Origin of the sequence: Streptomyces sp. NBC_01261, assembly GCF_036226385.1 — a bacterium.
Taxonomy (GTDB): domain Bacteria; phylum Actinomycetota; class Actinomycetes; order Streptomycetales; family Streptomycetaceae; genus Streptomyces.
This window is the reverse complement of sequence record NZ_CP108463.1, coordinates 4,266,822-4,282,942: the sequence shown is the minus strand read 5'-3', so window position 1 is coordinate 4,282,942 and position 16,121 is coordinate 4,266,822. Positions and strand designations below refer to the sequence as shown.

The window sequence follows — 16,121 nt, the reverse complement described above, 5'->3', positions numbered from 1 at the left end:
GCGGCCCGACTCGCGCCGTCAGCGGCCCGACTCGCGTCATCTGCGGCCCGGCTCACGCCTCCGCCGCGGGGTCCTCCTCGTCCAGGTACTCCTCGTACTCGTCCGGATCCTCCGGTACGAACCCCGGCAGCCACTCCTCCAGCTCGTCGCGCAGCCGTACCGTCGCGCCCAACTGGCACAGCACGCCGATTGTGCTCAATGTCACTCGGTGTATCAGGAGATACGCCGGGGGCAGGTTGAGCTGCTTGCCCAGCTGGTGGGCGGGGGACCGGGGATCGGCGATACGGGCCGCCTGGCTGCGCATCCAGCCGCGGCTGAAGGTGAACGCGTCGACCTGCGCCGGCTCGATGATCGGCACGAGATAGTCGAGGACGGCGTCGGGGTCCAGCTCTATCGAGTCCTTGACGAAGCCCTCCGTGCGCAGCAGCTCGTAGACCCCCTCGGCGTCGCCGTCCAGCGTCATGCGCAGCGAGTCGCCGATGGGCGTCGGCAGACCACCGGGAAGGCGGTCGACTGTGCCGAAGTCCAGGACACCCAGCCGCCAGTCGCCCTTGCCGTCCGGATCGGCGGGCAGCAGACGGAAGTTGCCCGGATGCGGGTCCGCGTGGAGGAGACCCGTGCGGGCCGGGCCGGAGAAGAGGAAGCGGGCCAGGAGCTGGCCTGCTCGGTCGCGCTGCTCCTGGGTGCCGTCGGCGATCACCTCGGACAGCGGGATCCCGTCGATCCACTCCGTGACCAGGACCTGGTCGCACTGGTGGACCACGGCGGGCACCACGACGTCCGGGTCGCCCTCGAACTCCTCCGCGTGCGCCTGCTGGGCCTGCGCCTCCAGGCCGTAGTCCAGCTCCTCGGAGACCCGGTCGCGGAGCTCCGCGATGAGGGGCTTGATGTCCATCCCCGGGATGAGGGGGCCCAACAGGCGGGCGAATCGGCTCAGTTGGGTCAGGTCGGAGAGGAGGGCCTCGCCGGCGCCGGGGTACTGCACCTTGACCGCGACCTCGCGGCCGTCGTGCCACACCGCCCGGTGCACCTGGCCGATCGACGCGGCCGCCGCGGGCTTGTCCTCGAACTCCAGGAACAGCTCCCGCCAGTCCTCGCCGAGCCGCTCCGTCAGCACCCCGTGCACGGTGCGTGTCGGCATCGGCGGCGCCGCCTCCTGGAGCTTGGTCAGCGCGGCACGGTAGGGGCCGGCGACCTCCTCGGGCAACGCCGACTCGAAGACGGACAGCGCCTGCCCGAACTTCATCGCACCGCCCTTGAGCTCGCCGAGCACCTTGAACAGCTGCTCCGCCGTGCGCTGTTGCAGCTCGCGGCCGACGATCTCCGCGGACTCGCCCACGATCCGTTTCCCGAGCCCCCACGTCGCTCTCCCGGCGAAGCCGAGCGGGAGCGCGGCGAGCTTGGCGGTGCGGGTGACCGCCTTGCGGGGAAGATCAGACATGCGCCCTCCAAGTCCCGGCCGGCCGGGCCGAGTCTGCCTTACGGCGCACATCCCTCGACGGCCGGTCCCCTGCCATTGTCGCGTGTCGATCCTCGTCCGTAGAGGTGTGTCCCTCCTTACCTTTCTTCGTAGCCTTCTCCGCGGCTCCGCACGGGCAGGCGGAATGCGCCCAGACCGGTCGCGCGTGCCAGTCCAGACCGGGCAGCGAGACCTCCCACCGAGCGCCCGCGCTCGACGGCGACCGCCCGTCCAGGAAGGTCAGCGCGTGCGCGGCCGCCAGCCCGGCGACGGTCGTGGCCAGCGTCAGGTCGCACGGCCGTACCTGCGGCTGTTTGCCGGAGCGCCACTGCGCGACCAGACGCGGCCAGGTCGGATCACGGTCGGTGCGCGCGTGGTGCAGGCAGCCCGCACAGGACGTCTCGCCGGGCAGGACCAGCGGGCCCACGACTCCCGTGCCCTCCACCACACCGGCGTACAGATGAGGGGTCCCCGAGACGATCAGGCCGGTGGCGGCGGCCGGGTCGGGCGCGTGCACGGCGACATCGTCGCGCGGGGCGAGGATCACCAGCGAGAAACCCGGGTCGCTCTCCTCCGCCGTGGCCCGCGAGGTCCGGCGAGGCGGGCGGTCCGGCGCCGCCCGACGAACCGCGCGGCGCGCCGCCTCGTCCCGGCGCTCACCGACCGCCTCCGCGGGCAGCCCGCCCGGAGCGACGTCCCAGGGCTCGGTGTGACCGCCGTCGCGCACGTCGACCTCGCCGATCCCCGCGCCCGACAACAGCGCGGCCAGCACCGCGCCCACCCGGCCCGCGCCTCTCACCTGCACCCGCAGCTCGCGACGCGCCGCCAGACGGCCCATCGACTCGCCCGGCTCGCCGGTGATCAGACAGAGCGACGCGAGGTCCGGGCGCAGCCGGTCGAGGACGTCCTTCTTGGCACGGAGGGCATCGGCCGCGGGCCCGCCACCCCGCGCGTCGTCGAGCAGACCCGCGTGCGTCAGCCCCTCCACCAACCGGTCCACCTGGCCCTCGGGCAGATCCCTCCGGTGTCCCTCCTCACGCAGGAGGGGCAGTCCGCGTGTGCCGTTGAGCAGGTCCAGGAAACTGCCCGTCGCCGTGTCCATCGGGCCCAACGTCATGGCGTGCGCCGGTGTCATCCCGAACTGCACGGTGTGGAGATCGCGCCAGCCGCGCCGCAGCGCGGGCTTCACCATCGGATGCATGACAGGCCCCCGTAGCCCTAGGAAGTACGTCCCGTGTGCCGGCGGAACCGGTCGGTGCTCCGCCTGCGATGCCAGCCTGCCCGGCCCGGGCGTCGGGTGCGGAAAGTTGTCCACAGGCTGTGGGATTCGTCGTACAAATCAAACGCTTGGTGGCGGATCGATACCGAAACCGCCCCGGAGTCGGGACTTCCCGCGTGTGCAGAGGGTAACGTCGTGCCGTGCCCGCCGACCCACTGCACAGCGCCGGAAAACCACAGCGCAGTACGACGAGCCAGCCGCCAAGCGGCTCGGGGGCGAGCGCGATCGAGGTCCGCAGGAGTGCGCGTCGGCGCAGAACTGTCTCCGCGTACCGCGAGGGCGATCGCACCGTCGTGCTCATCCCCGCCCGCATGTCCGAGGCGGAGGAGAAGCGCTGGGTCACCGTCATGCTCGACAAGCTGGCCGCCCAGGAAAGCAAACGCGTGCTGGGTGACGCCGAGCTGTCCGAGCGCGCCGAGCGACTGTCGGCCCAGTACTTCGACGGCCGCGCCCGGCCCACCTCCGTGCGCTGGGTGACCAACCAGAACACGCGCTGGGGCTCCTGCACGCCCTCCGAGGGCAGCATCCGCCTCTCCCACCGGCTGCAGGGAATGCCCGAGTACGTCGTCGACTACGTGCTGCTGCACGAGCTGGCGCATCTCCTGGTGCCCGGACACGGGCCGCGGTTCTGGCGGCTCCTGGAGGCGTATCCGCGCACCGAGCGGGCCAAGGGCTACCTCGAAGGCGTGGTCGCGGCTGAGCGGCTGCCCCATCCGCCGGGTGCCCGCGACGAGTGAGGCCCTCTTGTGGGGGATTGTGTACCGGGTCTGTACCGACTTCCTCCGGTGTCAGTGATTGCCGTTAGCCTGGCGCGACTCACTTGCATCGGGATGGGGGACGGTCGTTACGCATGGCCAGGGAATTCCAACGCGGCCACAAGGCCAAGATCAGTGACCTCACCGCGGGCACGGATCTGTACGTAGGTGTGCAGATCACGGGCCCCGGACTGACGTTCGACATCAGCTGCTTCGGCCTCGACGCCGAGGAACGGCTCTCGGACGACCGGTACTTCGTCTTCTTCAACCAGCCGAAGTCCCCCGAGGAGTCCATCCAGCTCCTGGGTGCCCAGGCGGGCGACTCGGAGTCCTTCCGGGTCACGCTCGACAAGATCCCGCCGCAGATCCACAAGCTGGCGTTCACGGCGACGCTCGACGGCGCGGGGCAGATGTCGCAGATCGCCCCCGGGTACGTCCGGATCGTCGCGGGCGGTGAGGAGGTGGCCCGCTACTCGTTCAACGGTTCGGAGTTCACCACCGAGCGGGCCGTGATGCTGGGTGACTTCTACCTGAAGGACGTCTGGCGGTTCGCGGCCGTCGGCCAGGGCTTCGACGGTGGCCTGGAAGCGCTGCTGAAGAACTTCGGCGGCGAGGTCGCCGAGGAGGAGACGCCCGAGCCGCAGCAGGCACAGCCCGCGCCACCGCAGTCCGGTGCCGCCCCCGGCTTCGCCCCGCCCGCGTTCGGCGCCCCCGCGGCCCCGGCACCCGCCCCCCAGCCCGTCGCGCAGGGATACACACCCCCGCCCTCGCCCTCCGTGCATGCCGCGCCGACCATCATCGCGCCCATGATCCCGCCCGGGGCGGGCACCGTGCCGCCCCCGGGTCCCGTGCCCGCGCCCTACGGCCAGCCGCAGGCGCCGTACGGACAGCAGGCCCCCGGCCAGAGCCCGCCTCCGCCGCCCGGATACGCGCAGCCCCAGGCCCCGCACGCGCCGGGCCCGCCGCCCGGCTACGGCCAGTCGACTCCGCCCCCTGGCTACGGCCAGCCGCCCGCGCCTCCCGGCTACGGGCAGCAACAGCCTCCCTTCGGGCAGATCCCCGGCCAGGCCGCCGGCTACGGAGTGCCCCAGGGATCTCCCCAGGGCGCCGGTGTGTCGGCCGCGCTGGAGAAGTTCAAGGAGACGCCCACCGGGCAGCGCTGGACGCAGCAGAACAAGAAGCTCGTCCGCGTCGACCTCGGCATCGGCGGCCAGCCCGTGCTGGCCCGCCAGGGCAGCATGGTGCTCTACCAGGGCAAGGTCGACTTCGGCTACAAGGGCGCCGGATTCGCCGGCCGGATCGTGGGCAACGCGACCGGCCAGGAGATGCAGCTGATGCGCTGCACGGGCCAGGGCCAGGTGTTCCTCGCCGAGAACTCGACCAACCTGCACCCCGTCGAGCTCCAGGGGGACGCGATCTGCGTCTCCGCCGAGAACGTCCTCGCCTTCGACGAGAGCCTCCAGTACGAGGTCCGGCGCATCGAGGGACACGGCATCCCCGGGGGCGCGCTGTTCACGATGCAGTTCCAGGGGACCGGCACCGTCGTCGTGAAGACCCACGGCGAGCCCGTCGTCCTGCCGGTCACGCCGACCACGTTCGCCGACTGCAACGCGGTCGTCGCCTGGTCCGCAGCCGCCCAGGTGATCGTCTCCAGCCAGGTCCGGATGCGCCGCAACGCCTATCCGGGCGACACCGGGGAGAGCGTCAACCTGCAGTTCCGGGCCGCGCCCGGCAACTTCATCGTCGTCCAGCCGTACGAGGTCTGAGGGAGCCCGTCATGAACCAGCCGCTCGCGGGCTATGCCCCCGCACCCGTCTCCGCCCGCATGGAGAACCACGGCAACAACATGCTGAAGGTCGCCATGCAGACCGGAAGCGACCTCTTCGCGCGCGTGGGCTCGATGATCGCCTACGAGGGCTTCATCCAGTACGAGCCCAACCCGCCGGCCGTGCGCCAGATCGCGCGCGACTGGATGACCGGAGAGGGCGCGCCCCTGATGAAGTGCTCCGGCGACGGACTGCTCTACCTCGCCGACTACGGCGCGGACGTCGTCGTGATCAACCTCAACGGCGACGGGATCTCCGTCAACGCCACCAACCTGCTCGCCTTCGACGCCCACCTCACCTGGGGCGTGGAGCGGGTCAAGGGGCTGGCAAAGTTCGCCGGACAGGGCCTGTGGAACACCAAGATCACCGGCCAGGGCTGGGTCGCGCTGACCTCCCGCGGCAAGCCGATCGTCGTCGACTGCGGCGGCGGCGAGGACGAGACGTACGTCGACCCGGACGCGCTCGTCGCCTGGTCCCCGAACCTCAAGGTGAAGGGCAAGCGCAGCTTCAAGGCGCAGTCGCTGATCGGCCGCGGCAGCGGCGAGGCCTACCAGATGGCCTTCTCCGGGACGGGCATCGTCGTCGTCCAGCCCAGCGAGGACAGCACCGACCGTCTCCGGTTCCGGGGCTGAGGGGGGAACACGACACCATGCAGAGCCCGCTTTTCGCGTTCAACGACTCGCAGTCCCAGGATCGCTACAGCCTCCAGAACAAGCAGATGCTGCGCATCGTCCTGGAGGGCCACGACGACATCCTCGCCCGCAAGGGCACCATGGTCGCCTACCAGGGGCTCGTCGAGTTCGACGCCGAGTACCAGAACACCCAGCAGGCCTACGCGCGTGCGGCGACCGGCGAGGGCCTCAGCCTGATGCGCTGCCACGGGCAGGGCACGGTCTTCCTCGCCAACCTCGCCCAGCACGTCCACGTAGTGGATGTGGAACAGGACGGCCTGACCGTCGACAGCAGCTACGTCCTCGCGATGGACTCCTCGCTGCACCACGAGGTCATCGCCGTGGACAGCCAGTACGGCATCTCCGGCTCCGGGAAGTACCAGCTCAACATCACTGGCCGCGGCAAGGTCGCCCTGATGACCTCGGGCGCGCCCCTGATGATGCAGGTCACGCCCGACAAGTACGTCAACTGCGACGCCGACGCGATCGTCGCCTGGTCCACCGGCCTGCGCGTCCAGATGCAGGCCCAGACGCACTCCTCCGGGGTGTGGCGGCGCCGCGGCAACACGGGTGAGGGCTGGGAGCTGAGCTTCATGGGCAGCGGCTACGCGCTCGTCCAGCCCAGCGAACTCCTGCCCCCGCAGAACGCCGCGATCGGCCAGGGCGTCGCCGCCCAGTTCGGCATGGGCCAGCACGGCGCACACGCCCAGAACCAGGGCAACGCCTGGAGCTGACCGTCCGGAAAACCAACGTAAGGGGCGCCCGCAACTGCGGGCGCCTCTTACACGTTCGGCGCCTGCCAAACCCCGCCCGCTCAGAGCCTGGCGCGCGTCGCCTTCAGCAGCCGCAGGACCGACTCGTCCGCCACGGCCGGTACCTCGTCGTAGGGGAACCAGCGCAGGTCGAGGGACTCGTCGCTGATCTCCTGGACGGCGCCGGGGGGTGCCAGCACCGCGTACTGGACGTCGTAGTGGCAGTGGCACGGCGGGGGGATCGGGTGCCGGTCCAGGCGGACCGGGCCGCCCGGGAGCAGGGTCAGTCCGGTGATGCCGGACTCCTCCGTGGCCTCGCGCAGGGCTGCCTCCTCCAGGGAGGTGTCCTCCGGCTCGCAGTGGCCGCCCATCTGGAGCCACATCCGCAGCTTCTTGTGCAGGGTCAGCAGCACGCGGCCCTGCTCCGGGTCGATCACCAGGGCACTCGCCGTCACGTGCCCGGCGTGGCAGGACTTCCACATGCCGTCCGGGTGGGCGGCCAGGTGGTCCAGGTAGGCCTGGCGCAGGTCCGTCTGGTCCTCGTAGCTCTTGAGTACGAGGACCGCGTCGTCGTACAGGCTCACTCGGTGTCGTCGTCCTTGGAGTCCTCGTCCTTCTTCAGGTTCGGCTTCTCCGCGGTGCCGCTCGCCGCCTCGCCGAGCATCTTGTCCAGCTCGGAGAAGTCCATCTGCTCGCGGTGCACGAAGCCGTCCGGGTCGTCCAGGTCGGAGGCCGTCGGCAGCATGTCCGGGTGGGCCCACAGACCGTCCCGGCCGTCGACACCGCGCGCGTCCGTGAGCGAGGCCCACAGGCGGGAGGCGTCGCGCAGCCGGCGCGGGCGCAGCTCCAGGCCGATCAGCGTGGCGAACGTCTGCTCGGCGGGACCGCCCGTCGCGCGACGGCGCCGCAGGGTCTCGCGGAGCGCGTCGGCGGACGTCAGACGGGGCTTCGCGGCCGCGTGGACCACCGCGTCGACCCAGCCCTCGACGAGCGCCAGAGCCGTCTCCAGACGGGCCAGGGCGGCCTTCTGCTCCGGGGTGTCCTCCGGCTGGAACATGCCCTGCTGGAGGGCGTCCTGCAACTGCTCCGGGTTCGCCGGGTCGAACTGGCCGACCACGTCCTCCAGCTTGGCGGTGTCGACCTTGATCCCGCGCGCGTACCCGTCGACCGCGCCGTACAGGTGCGAGCGCAGCCACGGCACGTGCGCGAACAGGCGCTGGTGGGCCGCCTCGCGCAGGGCGAGGTAGAGCCGCACCTCCTCCTGCGGGACGCCCAGGTCCTTGCCGAACGCCTGGATGTTCAGCGGCAGCAGCGCGGCCTTGCCGACCGGCCCGAGCGGCAGGCCGATGTCGGTCGAGCCGACGACCTCGCCCGCGAGGACGCCCACGGCCTGCCCGATCTGCGTGCCGAACATGGCGCCGCCCATCGAGCGCATCATGCCGATCAGCGGGCCCGCCATGGCCTGCATCTCCTCCGGCAGGACGTCACCCATGGCCGCGCCGACGCGCTCGGCGACCGGGTCCACGAGCTCCTTCCAGGCGGGCAGGGTCGCCTCGACCCACTCCGCGCGGGACCACGCCACGGCAGTGCCGGCGCCGGACGGCAGCGACGTCGCGTCGTCCAGCCACAGGTCCGCGAGCCGGACGGCCTCCTCGACCGCGCTGCGGTCGGCGGGGCCGATGCTCGCGTCCTTGACGCCGTCCTGCGTGCCCTGGGAGACCGTCTGGCGGGCGATCTGCTTGGCCATGTCCCAGTTCACCGGGCCGCCCTCGTACGAGAGCATCTGGCCCAGCTGCTGGAACGCGGCGCCCAGGTCATTGGGGTTCAGCGAGCCGAACATGGCTGCGAGCGGATTGTCCGCGCCCGGGCCGCCAAAGCCCCCGGCACCTGGCAGGCCGCCAAAACCGAACGGGTTGGCCGGTCCCTGACCACCACCGCTCTCCTGGTCCTTCTTCTTGCCCTCGTCGCCGTCGTCCGGCTCCTCCGGCGGAAGGCCGAATCCGAATGGGGTGTCACTCACGGGATTCCTCGGCTGTTAAGGCCGCCGGTTCTCTCCGACGGCGCGACTGCCCTTCAACACCACCCAGCGTAGACACCGCGGGCCGATCGAGCCTCGGTGCTTCGCCGAGACCCGGCCTGCGGCAGGATGGATGCCACCTGGTCCGGACGCGTCACGCGCATCCGTACTGAAGACAACCGCTGGAGACGCCCGGTGAGTTCCCCAGATCCGCAGGTTCGCGCAGCGCGAAACCACTCAACCAGTCCCGCCGTGCGCGGGCCCGTCGTCGCGGTCACCGGCGCCGCGTCCGGGGTCGGGGCGCTGCTGACCGAGCGGCTCGCCGCCTCCGAGGAGATCAAGCAGGTCATCGCCATCGACGAGCGGCGCGGTGAGTGCGCCGCGGCGCAGTGGCACATCCTCGACGTACGGGATCCGGCCATCGCGGAGAAGCTGCGCGGCGCGGACGTCGTCGTCCATCTGGCGCTCGATCTCGATCTGGAGACCGACCCGGCCGCCCGTTCGGCGTACAACGTGCGGGGGACGCAGACCGTGCTCACCGCCGCCGCGGCCGCCGGTGTCCACCGGGTCGTGCTGTGCACCTCGGCGATGGTCTACGGAGCGCTGCCCGACAACGAACTGCCGCTCTCGGAGGACGCCGAACTGCGTGCCACCGCGGAGGCCACCGGCGTCGGCGACCTGCTGGAGGTCGAGCGGCTCGCACGGCGCGCGCCCCGGGCGCACCCCGGGCTCAACGTCACCGTCGTCCGTCCCGGAGTGCTCGTCGGCGGCACCGACACCGCGCTGACCAGGTACTTCGAGTCACCTCGGCTGCTGGTGGTCGCCGGGTCGCGGCCCGCCTGGCAGTTCTGCCACGTCGAGGACCTGTGCAGCGCCCTGGAGTACGCCGTCCTGGAGAAGGTCGAGGGCGAGCTGGCCGTCGGCTGCGACGGATGGCTGGAGCAGGAGGAGGTCGAGGAGCTCAGTGGCATCCGCCGCATGGAGCTGCCCTCCGCGGTCGCGCTCGGCGCGGCGGCCCGCCTGCACCGGATCGGGCTCACCCCGTCCCCGGCCGGTGACCTCGCCTACACGATGTATCCCTGGGTGGTGAGCGGGAGCCGGCTGCACGACGCGGGCTGGCGGCCGCAGTGGACCAACGAGGAAGTGCTCGCGGAACTGCTGGAGGAGGTCTCCGGGCGGCACACGGTCGTCGGACGACGGCTCGGCCGCAAGGACGCGACGGCGGCGGGTGCCGCGGGCGCGACGGTCGCGCTGCTGGGCGCGGCGGCGGTCGTACGACGGGCGCGGAAGGCCCGGCGGCGGATCTGACGGGCAGGCCGGTCCAGGACACCCCGGCCTGGCTCCCAGGCATCGTGCCCCTGTAGAAGGCTCCAAGTCCCCACGCGCGTGTGCCTGGTGAAAGTGCTATTCCTCGCCGTCGGCGGGGTGGGGCACGATGGAGGCATGGCACCCACGATCGACCATCCCGGTGAGCAGGCCGCGCAGGATCCCATCAAGCTGATCGGGATCCGGGAGACGCCGCTCTCCGTGGACGAGGTCTTCCGGGCCGTGGGGGACGACGCCGCCGGCGGGATCGCCCTCTTCGTAGGGACCGTCCGCAACCACGACGGCGGGACCGACGTCGACGAGCTGGGGTACTCCTGCCACCCCAGCGCCGAGGCCGAGATGCGGCGCGTCGCCGAAAAGGTCGTCGCGGAGTATCCGGTACGGGCGCTGGCCGCCGTCCACCGTGTGGGGGATCTCGGCATCGGGGACCTGGCGGTCGTCGTCGGCGTGTCGTGTCCGCACCGGGGCGAGGCCTTCGAAGCGTGCCGGAAGCTGATCGACGACCTGAAGCACGAGGTGCCGATCTGGAAGCACCAGAAGTTCTCCGACGGCACCGAGGAGTGGGTCGGCGCCTGTTGACGCACGATCACGCGCTTCTCGTCCGCCCTCCGGTTGCGTAACCGCCCCCCGGGCATGAGCGTTGTCAGTGGGGCTGGCTAATCTGCTGATCAGTCAGTTGAGGTCACTCATCCGGGGTTGGGAGGTCGGCATGGCGGCACTCGCCTGGTTGTTGATTCCGTTGGCGGCTGCGATAGGTGCCGGCGTGTGGGGCAGTTGGGCCAACCGGACCCGCAGGACGCGGAGCGACGGCCCGGAACTGGACGGCTATGCCCGGTTCCGAGAGGCCATGGAGAAGTCCCACTCCGGCACATGATCGGAAGGCGGCCCTGACGGTGCGCTGACAGACGCGTCCCGTACTGTCGTGCCATGCCACGCCGCACCGCGACGATGCTCGCCTCCACCCTGATGCTGATCGCGCTCCTGTGCGCGGGAGTCCTCATCAACGTTCCGTACGCGGAGATGTCGCCGGGCCCGACGGTGAACACGCTCGGGGACCACGACGGCGAGCCGGTGCTGCAGATCACCGGGCGCAAGACCTACGCGACGACCGGTCACCTGAACATGACGACGGTCCGCGTCACCAGCGCCGACTACAACATGAACCTCATCGAGGCCGTGTACGGCTGGCTCGCCCACGACGACAAGATCGTCCCGCACGACACGCTGTACCCGGACGGCAAGACGGAGCAGCAGTCGACGCAGGAGAACGCCGAGGAGTTCAGCCAGTCCCAGGAGAGCGCCAAGGTCGCCGCCCTGGAGCAGCTGGGCGTCCCGGTGAAGTCCTGGGTGATCGTCTCGACGGTCGTCAAGGACACCCCGTCCGAGGGCAAGCTGCACGCCGGTGACGTCATCAAGGCCGTCGACGGCACGACGGTGAAGCAGCCCGACGACGTCGCGAAGCTGGTCACCAAGCACAAGCCCGGCGAGAACGTCGTGTTCACGATCGTGCCCGCCAAGGAGCAGGCCGCCGCCGTGAAGGCGAACAGGACGGCGACCACGACGAAGAACATCACGATCACCACGGCGACCTCCGACGACACCGGCACGAAGCGCGCCATCGTGGGTATCTCCGCCGGAACCGATCACACTTTCCCGTTCACCATCGACATCAAGCTCGCCGACGTCGGCGGCCCCAGCGCCGGCCTGATGTTCGCGCTCGGTATCTACGACAAGCTCACCCCGGGCGACCTCACCGGCGGCAAGTTCGTCGCGGGCACCGGCACGATCGACGACACCGGCAAGGTAGGCCCGATCGGCGGCATCTCGATGAAGACGGTCGGCGCGCGCAGCAAGGGCGCCCAGTACTTCCTGACCCCCGCCGACAACTGCGCGGAGGCCGCCAAGGACACCCCGGGCGGCCTGAAGCTGGTCAAGGTCAACACCATCAAGGACGCGATCAGCTCCCTGAAGCTGATCAAGAGCGGCAAGACCGACGACCTGCCGAAGTGCAGTGCCAAGGGCTGAGCAAGCCTCTTCTTAAGAAGACCTCGCGTACGACTCAGAAGACCTCGCTACGACTCCGGGGGCGCCCTCAAGCAGAGGGCGCCCCCGGAGTCGTAGGCAAGGAACCGGAGTCGTAGCGGACGAGGTCAGTCCTCGAAGGTCGCCGACAGGGCCTCCGCGAGGCCGGGGACCAGGGCGCCGCCCGTGAGGACCTCCGTGGGGGAGTCCTTCTCGCGCAGGCGCAGGGCCGAGTCGCGGGTGCCGTCGCGCAGGACCGCGACCGTCATGCGGACCTCCTGACGGTCCGGGTGCTGGGCGACCCACTGGGTGAGCTTCTTCTCGCTCAGGCCCTCCGGGACGGAGGCCTCGGCGGACGGCGGCAGCATCAGGCGCTCGACGGTGAGCGCGCAGCCGACCACCGCGTCGGGCCAGGCGATCGTGCCGAGGAACTCGTCCAGCGGCTTTCCGGCCGGAATCTCCTCCTGCTCGATCGGGGTGAGACCAGTGGTCTCGGGCTCGTCCCGCAGGCCGAGTTGGGCCGCGAGGCCGGGTTCCTGGGCCCGCAGCCGCGCGGTGTCTACCAGGGCGAAAAGGCGAGCGGACTGGTCCCAGCCGAGCCCGGACGCGTACTCGTCGATCTCTAGTACGGCCCGGGTGAGGGGGTTCGCTGCCATGGGAGTGTTGGACATGGTCACAATCCTGCCTCGTTCATGGCCGGAATCGGGAACCGAGTAAACGGTGAGTAAGTTGCATAGGTGTGGGCCCGCGATCACGCGGGGCTACGGAGGGTCCGCGAAACCGGGGACCTGACGCAACGACAGCGACCAACAGCGAACTTCGAGGTGCGCACCTTGGCTTTCCAGATGCCGGACCGCGGCGGAGGCCCGACAGGGCCGCGGATCAGAGTGGGCCGCCCGTCCCGGCGCGTCCGGACTTTGCTCATGACACTGGGCGTCCTTGCCGTACTCGGCATGGCGTTCACGATGTTCGCGGGCTTCTGGACGGACTGGCTCTGGTACCGGTCGGTGCATTACTCGTCCGTGTTCACCACCACCCTCTCGACGAAGATCGGGCTCTTCTTCGTCTTCGGCCTGCTGATGGCGGCCGCGGTGGGCGTGAACATCTGGCTGGCGCACCGCCTGCGCCCGCCGCTCAGCGCGATGTCGATGGAGCAGCAGAGCCTCGACCGCTACCGGATGGGCATCGCGCCGTACAAGAAGTGGCTGCTTCTGGCGATCACCGCCCTGGTGGGGCTGATCGCGGGCGCCTCGGCGTCCAGTCAGTGGCGGGTCTGGCTGATGTGGGTCAACGGCGTGCCCTTCCACCAGAAGGACCCGCAGTTCCACCTCGACGTGTCCTTCTACGCGTTCGACCTGCCCTGGTACCGCTTCCTGCTCGGCTTCGGCTTCGCCGCCGCGATCCTCTCGCTGCTCGCCGCCGCGCTGACGCACTACCTGTACGGCGGCCTGCGCATCACCAGCCCGGGCGCGCGCGCCACGGCCGCGGCCACCGGACACCTGTCCGTGCTGCTCGGCATCTTCGTCGCGCTCAAGGCGGTGGCCTACTGGCTCGACCGGTACGGACTCGCCGTGAAGTCCAGCGACTTCAAGGCGACGGGCGACTGGACGGGCCTCAGATACGTCGACGCGAACGCGTATCTGCCGGCCAAGACGATCCTCTTCTGCATCGCCGTCATCTGCGCGCTGCTGTTCTTCGCCACCCTGTGGCGTCGCACCTGGCAGCTGCCCGTCATCGGCTTCGGCCTGATGGTGCTCTCCGCGATCCTCATCGGCGGCCTGTACCCGGCGATCGTCCAGAAGTTCACGGTCCAGCCGAACGAGCAGGCCAAGGAAGCCCCGTACGTCCAGAAGAACCTCAAGGCGACGCGCGAGGCCTACGGCATCGACGACACCAAGGTCACGGAGTACTCGGGGACGAGCACCACGAAGGACAAGACCAAGCTGCGCGCGGACGTCGACTCCACGGCGAGCATCCGGATCGTGGACCCGAACGTCGTGTCGCCCACGTTCCAGCAGCTCCAGCAGATCAGGAACTACTACGCGTTCCCGACCAACCTGGATGTCGACCGCTACAGCGAGGACGGCAAGGACCAGGACACGGTCATCGGTCTGCGTGAGCTGAACCTCAACGGCATTCCGAAGAACAACTGGATCAACGACCACTTCCGCTACACGCACGGCTACGGAGTGGTCGCCGCCAAGGGCACCGAGGTCGACTCCGAGGGCCGCCCCGTCTTCACCGAGTCCGATCTGCCGTCCACGGGTGACCTCGGGACGTACAAGCAGCAGATCTACTACGGCGAGAAGACCACCACGTACTCGATCGTCGGCGGTCCCCAGAAGGAGATCGACTACTCCGACGACAGCGGCGAGAAGACCACCAGCTACACCGGCAAGAGCGGGGTCAACCTCTCCAACCCGCTCAACCGGGCCGCGTACGCGGTGGCGTTCAACGAGCCGCAGATCCTGTACTCCGGTGCGATCGGCGAGGGTTCGCGGATCCTGTACAACCGCACGCCCAAGGAGCGCGTCGAGGCGGTCGCGCCCTGGCTGACCATCGACGGTGACGCCTACCCGGCGGTCGTGGACGGCCATATCCAGTGGATCGTCGACGCGTACACGACGAGCAACGGATATCCGTACGCCTCGCGTACGACCCTCGGCGACACCACGGCCGACTCGCTGACGGCGACGAACAACAACCGCGCGGTGGTGGCCCAGCAGAACCAGGTCAACTACATCCGCAACTCGGTGAAGGCGACCGTCGACGCGTACACCGGTGCCGTCAAGCTCTACCAGTGGGACACCGAGGACCCGGTCCTGAAGACCTGGATGAAGGCGTTCCCGAACACGGTCGAGCCCAAGAAGGACATCTCGTCCTCCCTGATGGCCCATCTCCGGTACCCGCAGGACCTGTTCAAGGTCCAGCGCGAACTCCTCACCCGCTACCACGTGACGGACGCGCAGACGTTCCTCAGCGGCAGCGAGGTGTGGCAGGTCCCGAACGACCCGACGAACCAGTCCAACAGTGCGGTGCCGCCGTACTACTTGAGCATGAAGATGCCGGACCAGTCCGCGCAGGCCTTCTCGTTGACGACGACGTTCACACCGAACGGCAGAGACAACCTCAGCGCCTTCATGGCCGTCGACTCGGAGGCCGGCACACCGGACTACGGCAAGATCAGAATCCTGAAGCTGCCGACCAGTACGACCGTCGGCGGGCCTAAACAGGTGCAGAGCGCCTTCAACTCCCAACAGGACATCGCCGAATCCATCAAGCTGCTCAAGGGCGGCGACTCCGACATCGAGTACGGCAACCTGCTGACGGTGCCGCTCGACGGGGGACTGCTGTACGTGGAGCCCGTCTACGTACGCGGTGGTGGACTCAAGTACCCGCTCCTGCGCAAGGTGTTGGTGGCCTACGGCAACAAGACCGCCTTCGAGGACACCCTGGACGAGGGGTTGAACAAGGTCTTCGGGGCGGAGAGCACCACGACCCCGCCACCGGACACCACCACTCCACCGACGTCCAGCAACCCCACGGTCCAGGCTGCGTTGACCGACGCCCAGAAGGCCTTCGACGCCGGGCAACAGGCGTTGAAGAAGGGCGACTGGGAGGCGTACGGGCAGGCGCAGAAGGATCTCCAGTCCGCGCTGCAGCGGGCCGAGGACGCGCAGGCCGCGGCCGACAAGAGCAAGACCGGCAGCGGCAGCAGTGGCAAGAGCACCAGTAGTCCGAGTCCGAGCAGCAGCCCCAGTAGCGGGTAGGGAAAAGCCCACCTCACGCCGTGGTACGGTTGCAACACAACGGCGCGGGGTGGAGCAGCTCGGTAGCTCGCTGGGCTCATAACCCAGAGGTCGCAGGTTCAAATCCTGTCCCCGCTACTGATCGCGAAGGCCCGGATCCTCTAAGGATCCGGGCCTTCGCGCTGTGCGAACGCATGTGCCGACGAGGGTGACGGCCGTGCCGCCGGGGGGACTTGGCGAAACCGTGTTTGTGTTGTCTCTCTGT

The 16,121-nt window shown here is 69.7% G+C and carries 14 protein-coding genes and 1 tRNA gene; 10 read left to right on the top strand and 5 right to left on the bottom strand.

From position 1 onward, the window contains the following. Positions 1-52 precede the first annotated feature (52 nt). Entirely contained in the window at positions 53-1,441 is a 1,389-nt protein-coding gene (locus OG226_RS18455; RefSeq protein ID WP_329349499.1) for an ABC1 kinase family protein, read from the bottom strand. Next, positions 1,434-2,660 (bottom strand): TOMM precursor leader peptide-binding protein, encoded by a 1,227-nt coding sequence (locus OG226_RS18450; protein WP_329349498.1) that lies wholly within the window; start codon positions 2,658-2,660, stop codon positions 1,434-1,436. The genes OG226_RS18455 and OG226_RS18450 overlap by 8 nt, the downstream gene beginning before the upstream one ends. Before the next feature lie 218 nt (positions 2,661-2,878). Here OG226_RS18450 and OG226_RS18445 point away from each other — a divergent pair, with 218 nt between their 5' ends. The 4 genes from OG226_RS18445 to OG226_RS18430 all read left to right on the top strand — a co-directional run bounded on the left by OG226_RS18445 (position 2,879) and on the right by OG226_RS18430 (position 6,724). Further along, a complete protein-coding gene (locus OG226_RS18445; protein WP_328679205.1) occupies positions 2,879-3,475 on the top strand; it encodes a M48 metallopeptidase family protein in 597 nt (198 codons plus the stop codon). Positions 3,476-3,588: 113 nt separating this feature from the next. Further along, positions 3,589-5,259: a TerD family protein gene (locus OG226_RS18440; RefSeq protein WP_329349497.1), complete on the top strand. Its 1,671-nt coding sequence runs from the start codon at positions 3,589-3,591 to the stop codon at positions 5,257-5,259. 11 nt (positions 5,260-5,270) lie between these two features. Continuing rightward, positions 5,271-5,951 (top strand): AIM24 family protein, encoded by a 681-nt coding sequence (locus tag OG226_RS18435; protein WP_329349496.1) that lies wholly within the window; start codon positions 5,271-5,273, stop codon positions 5,949-5,951. A gap of 17 nt (positions 5,952-5,968) precedes the next feature. Then, positions 5,969-6,724, top strand: coding sequence for an AIM24 family protein (locus OG226_RS18430; protein WP_328679202.1), 756 nt, complete (start codon positions 5,969-5,971; stop codon positions 6,722-6,724). A gap of 80 nt (positions 6,725-6,804) precedes the next feature. Here the strand turns inward: OG226_RS18430 and OG226_RS18425 are convergent, their stop codons facing one another. Next, positions 6,805-7,326 carry an NUDIX hydrolase gene (locus tag OG226_RS18425; RefSeq protein WP_329349495.1) on the bottom strand — a complete coding sequence of 174 codons (522 nt, stop codon included), beginning with the start codon at positions 7,324-7,326 and terminating at the stop codon, positions 6,805-6,807. After that, the gene (locus OG226_RS18420) at positions 7,323-8,762 is read right to left on the bottom strand and encodes a zinc-dependent metalloprotease (protein ID WP_328679200.1); all 1,440 of its coding nucleotides are present in this window, start codon (positions 8,760-8,762) and stop codon (positions 7,323-7,325) included. The genes OG226_RS18425 and OG226_RS18420 overlap by 4 nt, the downstream gene beginning before the upstream one ends. A 192-nt stretch (positions 8,763-8,954) precedes the next feature. On the opposite strand from OG226_RS18420, the gene OG226_RS18415 reads away from it, so the two are divergent. The 4 genes from OG226_RS18415 (at position 8,955) to OG226_RS18400 (ending at position 12,110) form a co-directional block, all read left to right on the top strand. Beyond that, positions 8,955-10,067, top strand: coding sequence for an SDR family oxidoreductase (locus tag OG226_RS18415; protein ID WP_033282043.1), 1,113 nt, complete (start codon positions 8,955-8,957; stop codon positions 10,065-10,067). Positions 10,068-10,202: 135 nt separating this feature from the next. After that, the gene (locus OG226_RS18410; protein ID WP_328679198.1) at positions 10,203-10,664 is read left to right on the top strand and encodes a molybdenum cofactor biosynthesis protein MoaE; all 462 of its coding nucleotides are present in this window, start codon (positions 10,203-10,205) and stop codon (positions 10,662-10,664) included. A 130-nt stretch (positions 10,665-10,794) separates the two neighbouring features. Continuing rightward, positions 10,795-10,959: a hypothetical protein gene (locus OG226_RS18405; protein ID WP_328679197.1), complete on the top strand. Its 165-nt coding sequence runs from the start codon at positions 10,795-10,797 to the stop codon at positions 10,957-10,959. Positions 10,960-11,012: 53 nt separating this feature from the next. After that, positions 11,013-12,110, top strand: coding sequence for a YlbL family protein (locus tag OG226_RS18400; RefSeq protein ID WP_329349494.1), 1,098 nt, complete (start codon positions 11,013-11,015; stop codon positions 12,108-12,110). A gap of 125 nt (positions 12,111-12,235) precedes the next feature. Here the strand turns inward: OG226_RS18400 and OG226_RS18395 are convergent, their stop codons facing one another. Further along, entirely contained in the window at positions 12,236-12,778 is a 543-nt protein-coding gene (locus tag OG226_RS18395) for a PPA1309 family protein (protein WP_328679195.1), read from the bottom strand. A 174-nt stretch (positions 12,779-12,952) separates the two neighbouring features. On the opposite strand from OG226_RS18395, the gene OG226_RS18390 reads away from it, so the two are divergent. Together OG226_RS18390 and OG226_RS18385 are read left to right on the top strand one after the other, a co-directional pair. Continuing rightward, complete coding sequence (locus OG226_RS18390) at positions 12,953-15,877, top strand: UPF0182 family membrane protein (protein ID WP_328686351.1); 2,925 nt, start codon at positions 12,953-12,955, stop codon at positions 15,875-15,877. A 43-nt stretch (positions 15,878-15,920) separates the two neighbouring features. Continuing rightward, positions 15,921-15,994: transfer RNA gene (locus tag OG226_RS18385), tRNA-Met, on the top strand. Positions 15,995-16,121: the final 127 nt, after the last annotated feature.

What these genes read in the sequence shown, in the direction of transcription:
- OG226_RS18405 (WP_328679197.1), top strand. Translation starts at nt 10,795, where the DNA reads ATGGCGGCACTCGCCTGGTTGTTGATTCCGTTGGCGGCTGCGATAGGT.
- OG226_RS18440 (WP_329349497.1), top strand. Translation starts at nt 3,589, where the DNA reads ATGGCCAGGGAATTCCAACGCGGCCACAAGGCCAAGATCAGTGACCTC.
- OG226_RS18450 (WP_329349498.1), bottom strand. Translation starts at nt 2,660, where the DNA reads ATGCATCCGATGGTGAAGCCCGCGCTGCGGCGCGGCTGGCGCGATCTC.
- OG226_RS18435 (WP_329349496.1), top strand. Translation starts at nt 5,271, where the DNA reads ATGAACCAGCCGCTCGCGGGCTATGCCCCCGCACCCGTCTCCGCCCGC.
- OG226_RS18395 (WP_328679195.1), bottom strand. Translation starts at nt 12,778, where the DNA reads ATGTCCAACACTCCCATGGCAGCGAACCCCCTCACCCGGGCCGTACTA.
- OG226_RS18400 (WP_329349494.1), top strand. Translation starts at nt 11,013, where the DNA reads ATGCCACGCCGCACCGCGACGATGCTCGCCTCCACCCTGATGCTGATC.
- OG226_RS18430 (WP_328679202.1), top strand. Translation starts at nt 5,969, where the DNA reads ATGCAGAGCCCGCTTTTCGCGTTCAACGACTCGCAGTCCCAGGATCGC.
- OG226_RS18455 (WP_329349499.1), bottom strand. Translation starts at nt 1,441, where the DNA reads ATGTCTGATCTTCCCCGCAAGGCGGTCACCCGCACCGCCAAGCTCGCC.
- OG226_RS18410 (WP_328679198.1), top strand. Translation starts at nt 10,203, where the DNA reads ATGGCACCCACGATCGACCATCCCGGTGAGCAGGCCGCGCAGGATCCC.
- OG226_RS18390 (WP_328686351.1), top strand. Translation starts at nt 12,953, where the DNA reads ATGCCGGACCGCGGCGGAGGCCCGACAGGGCCGCGGATCAGAGTGGGC.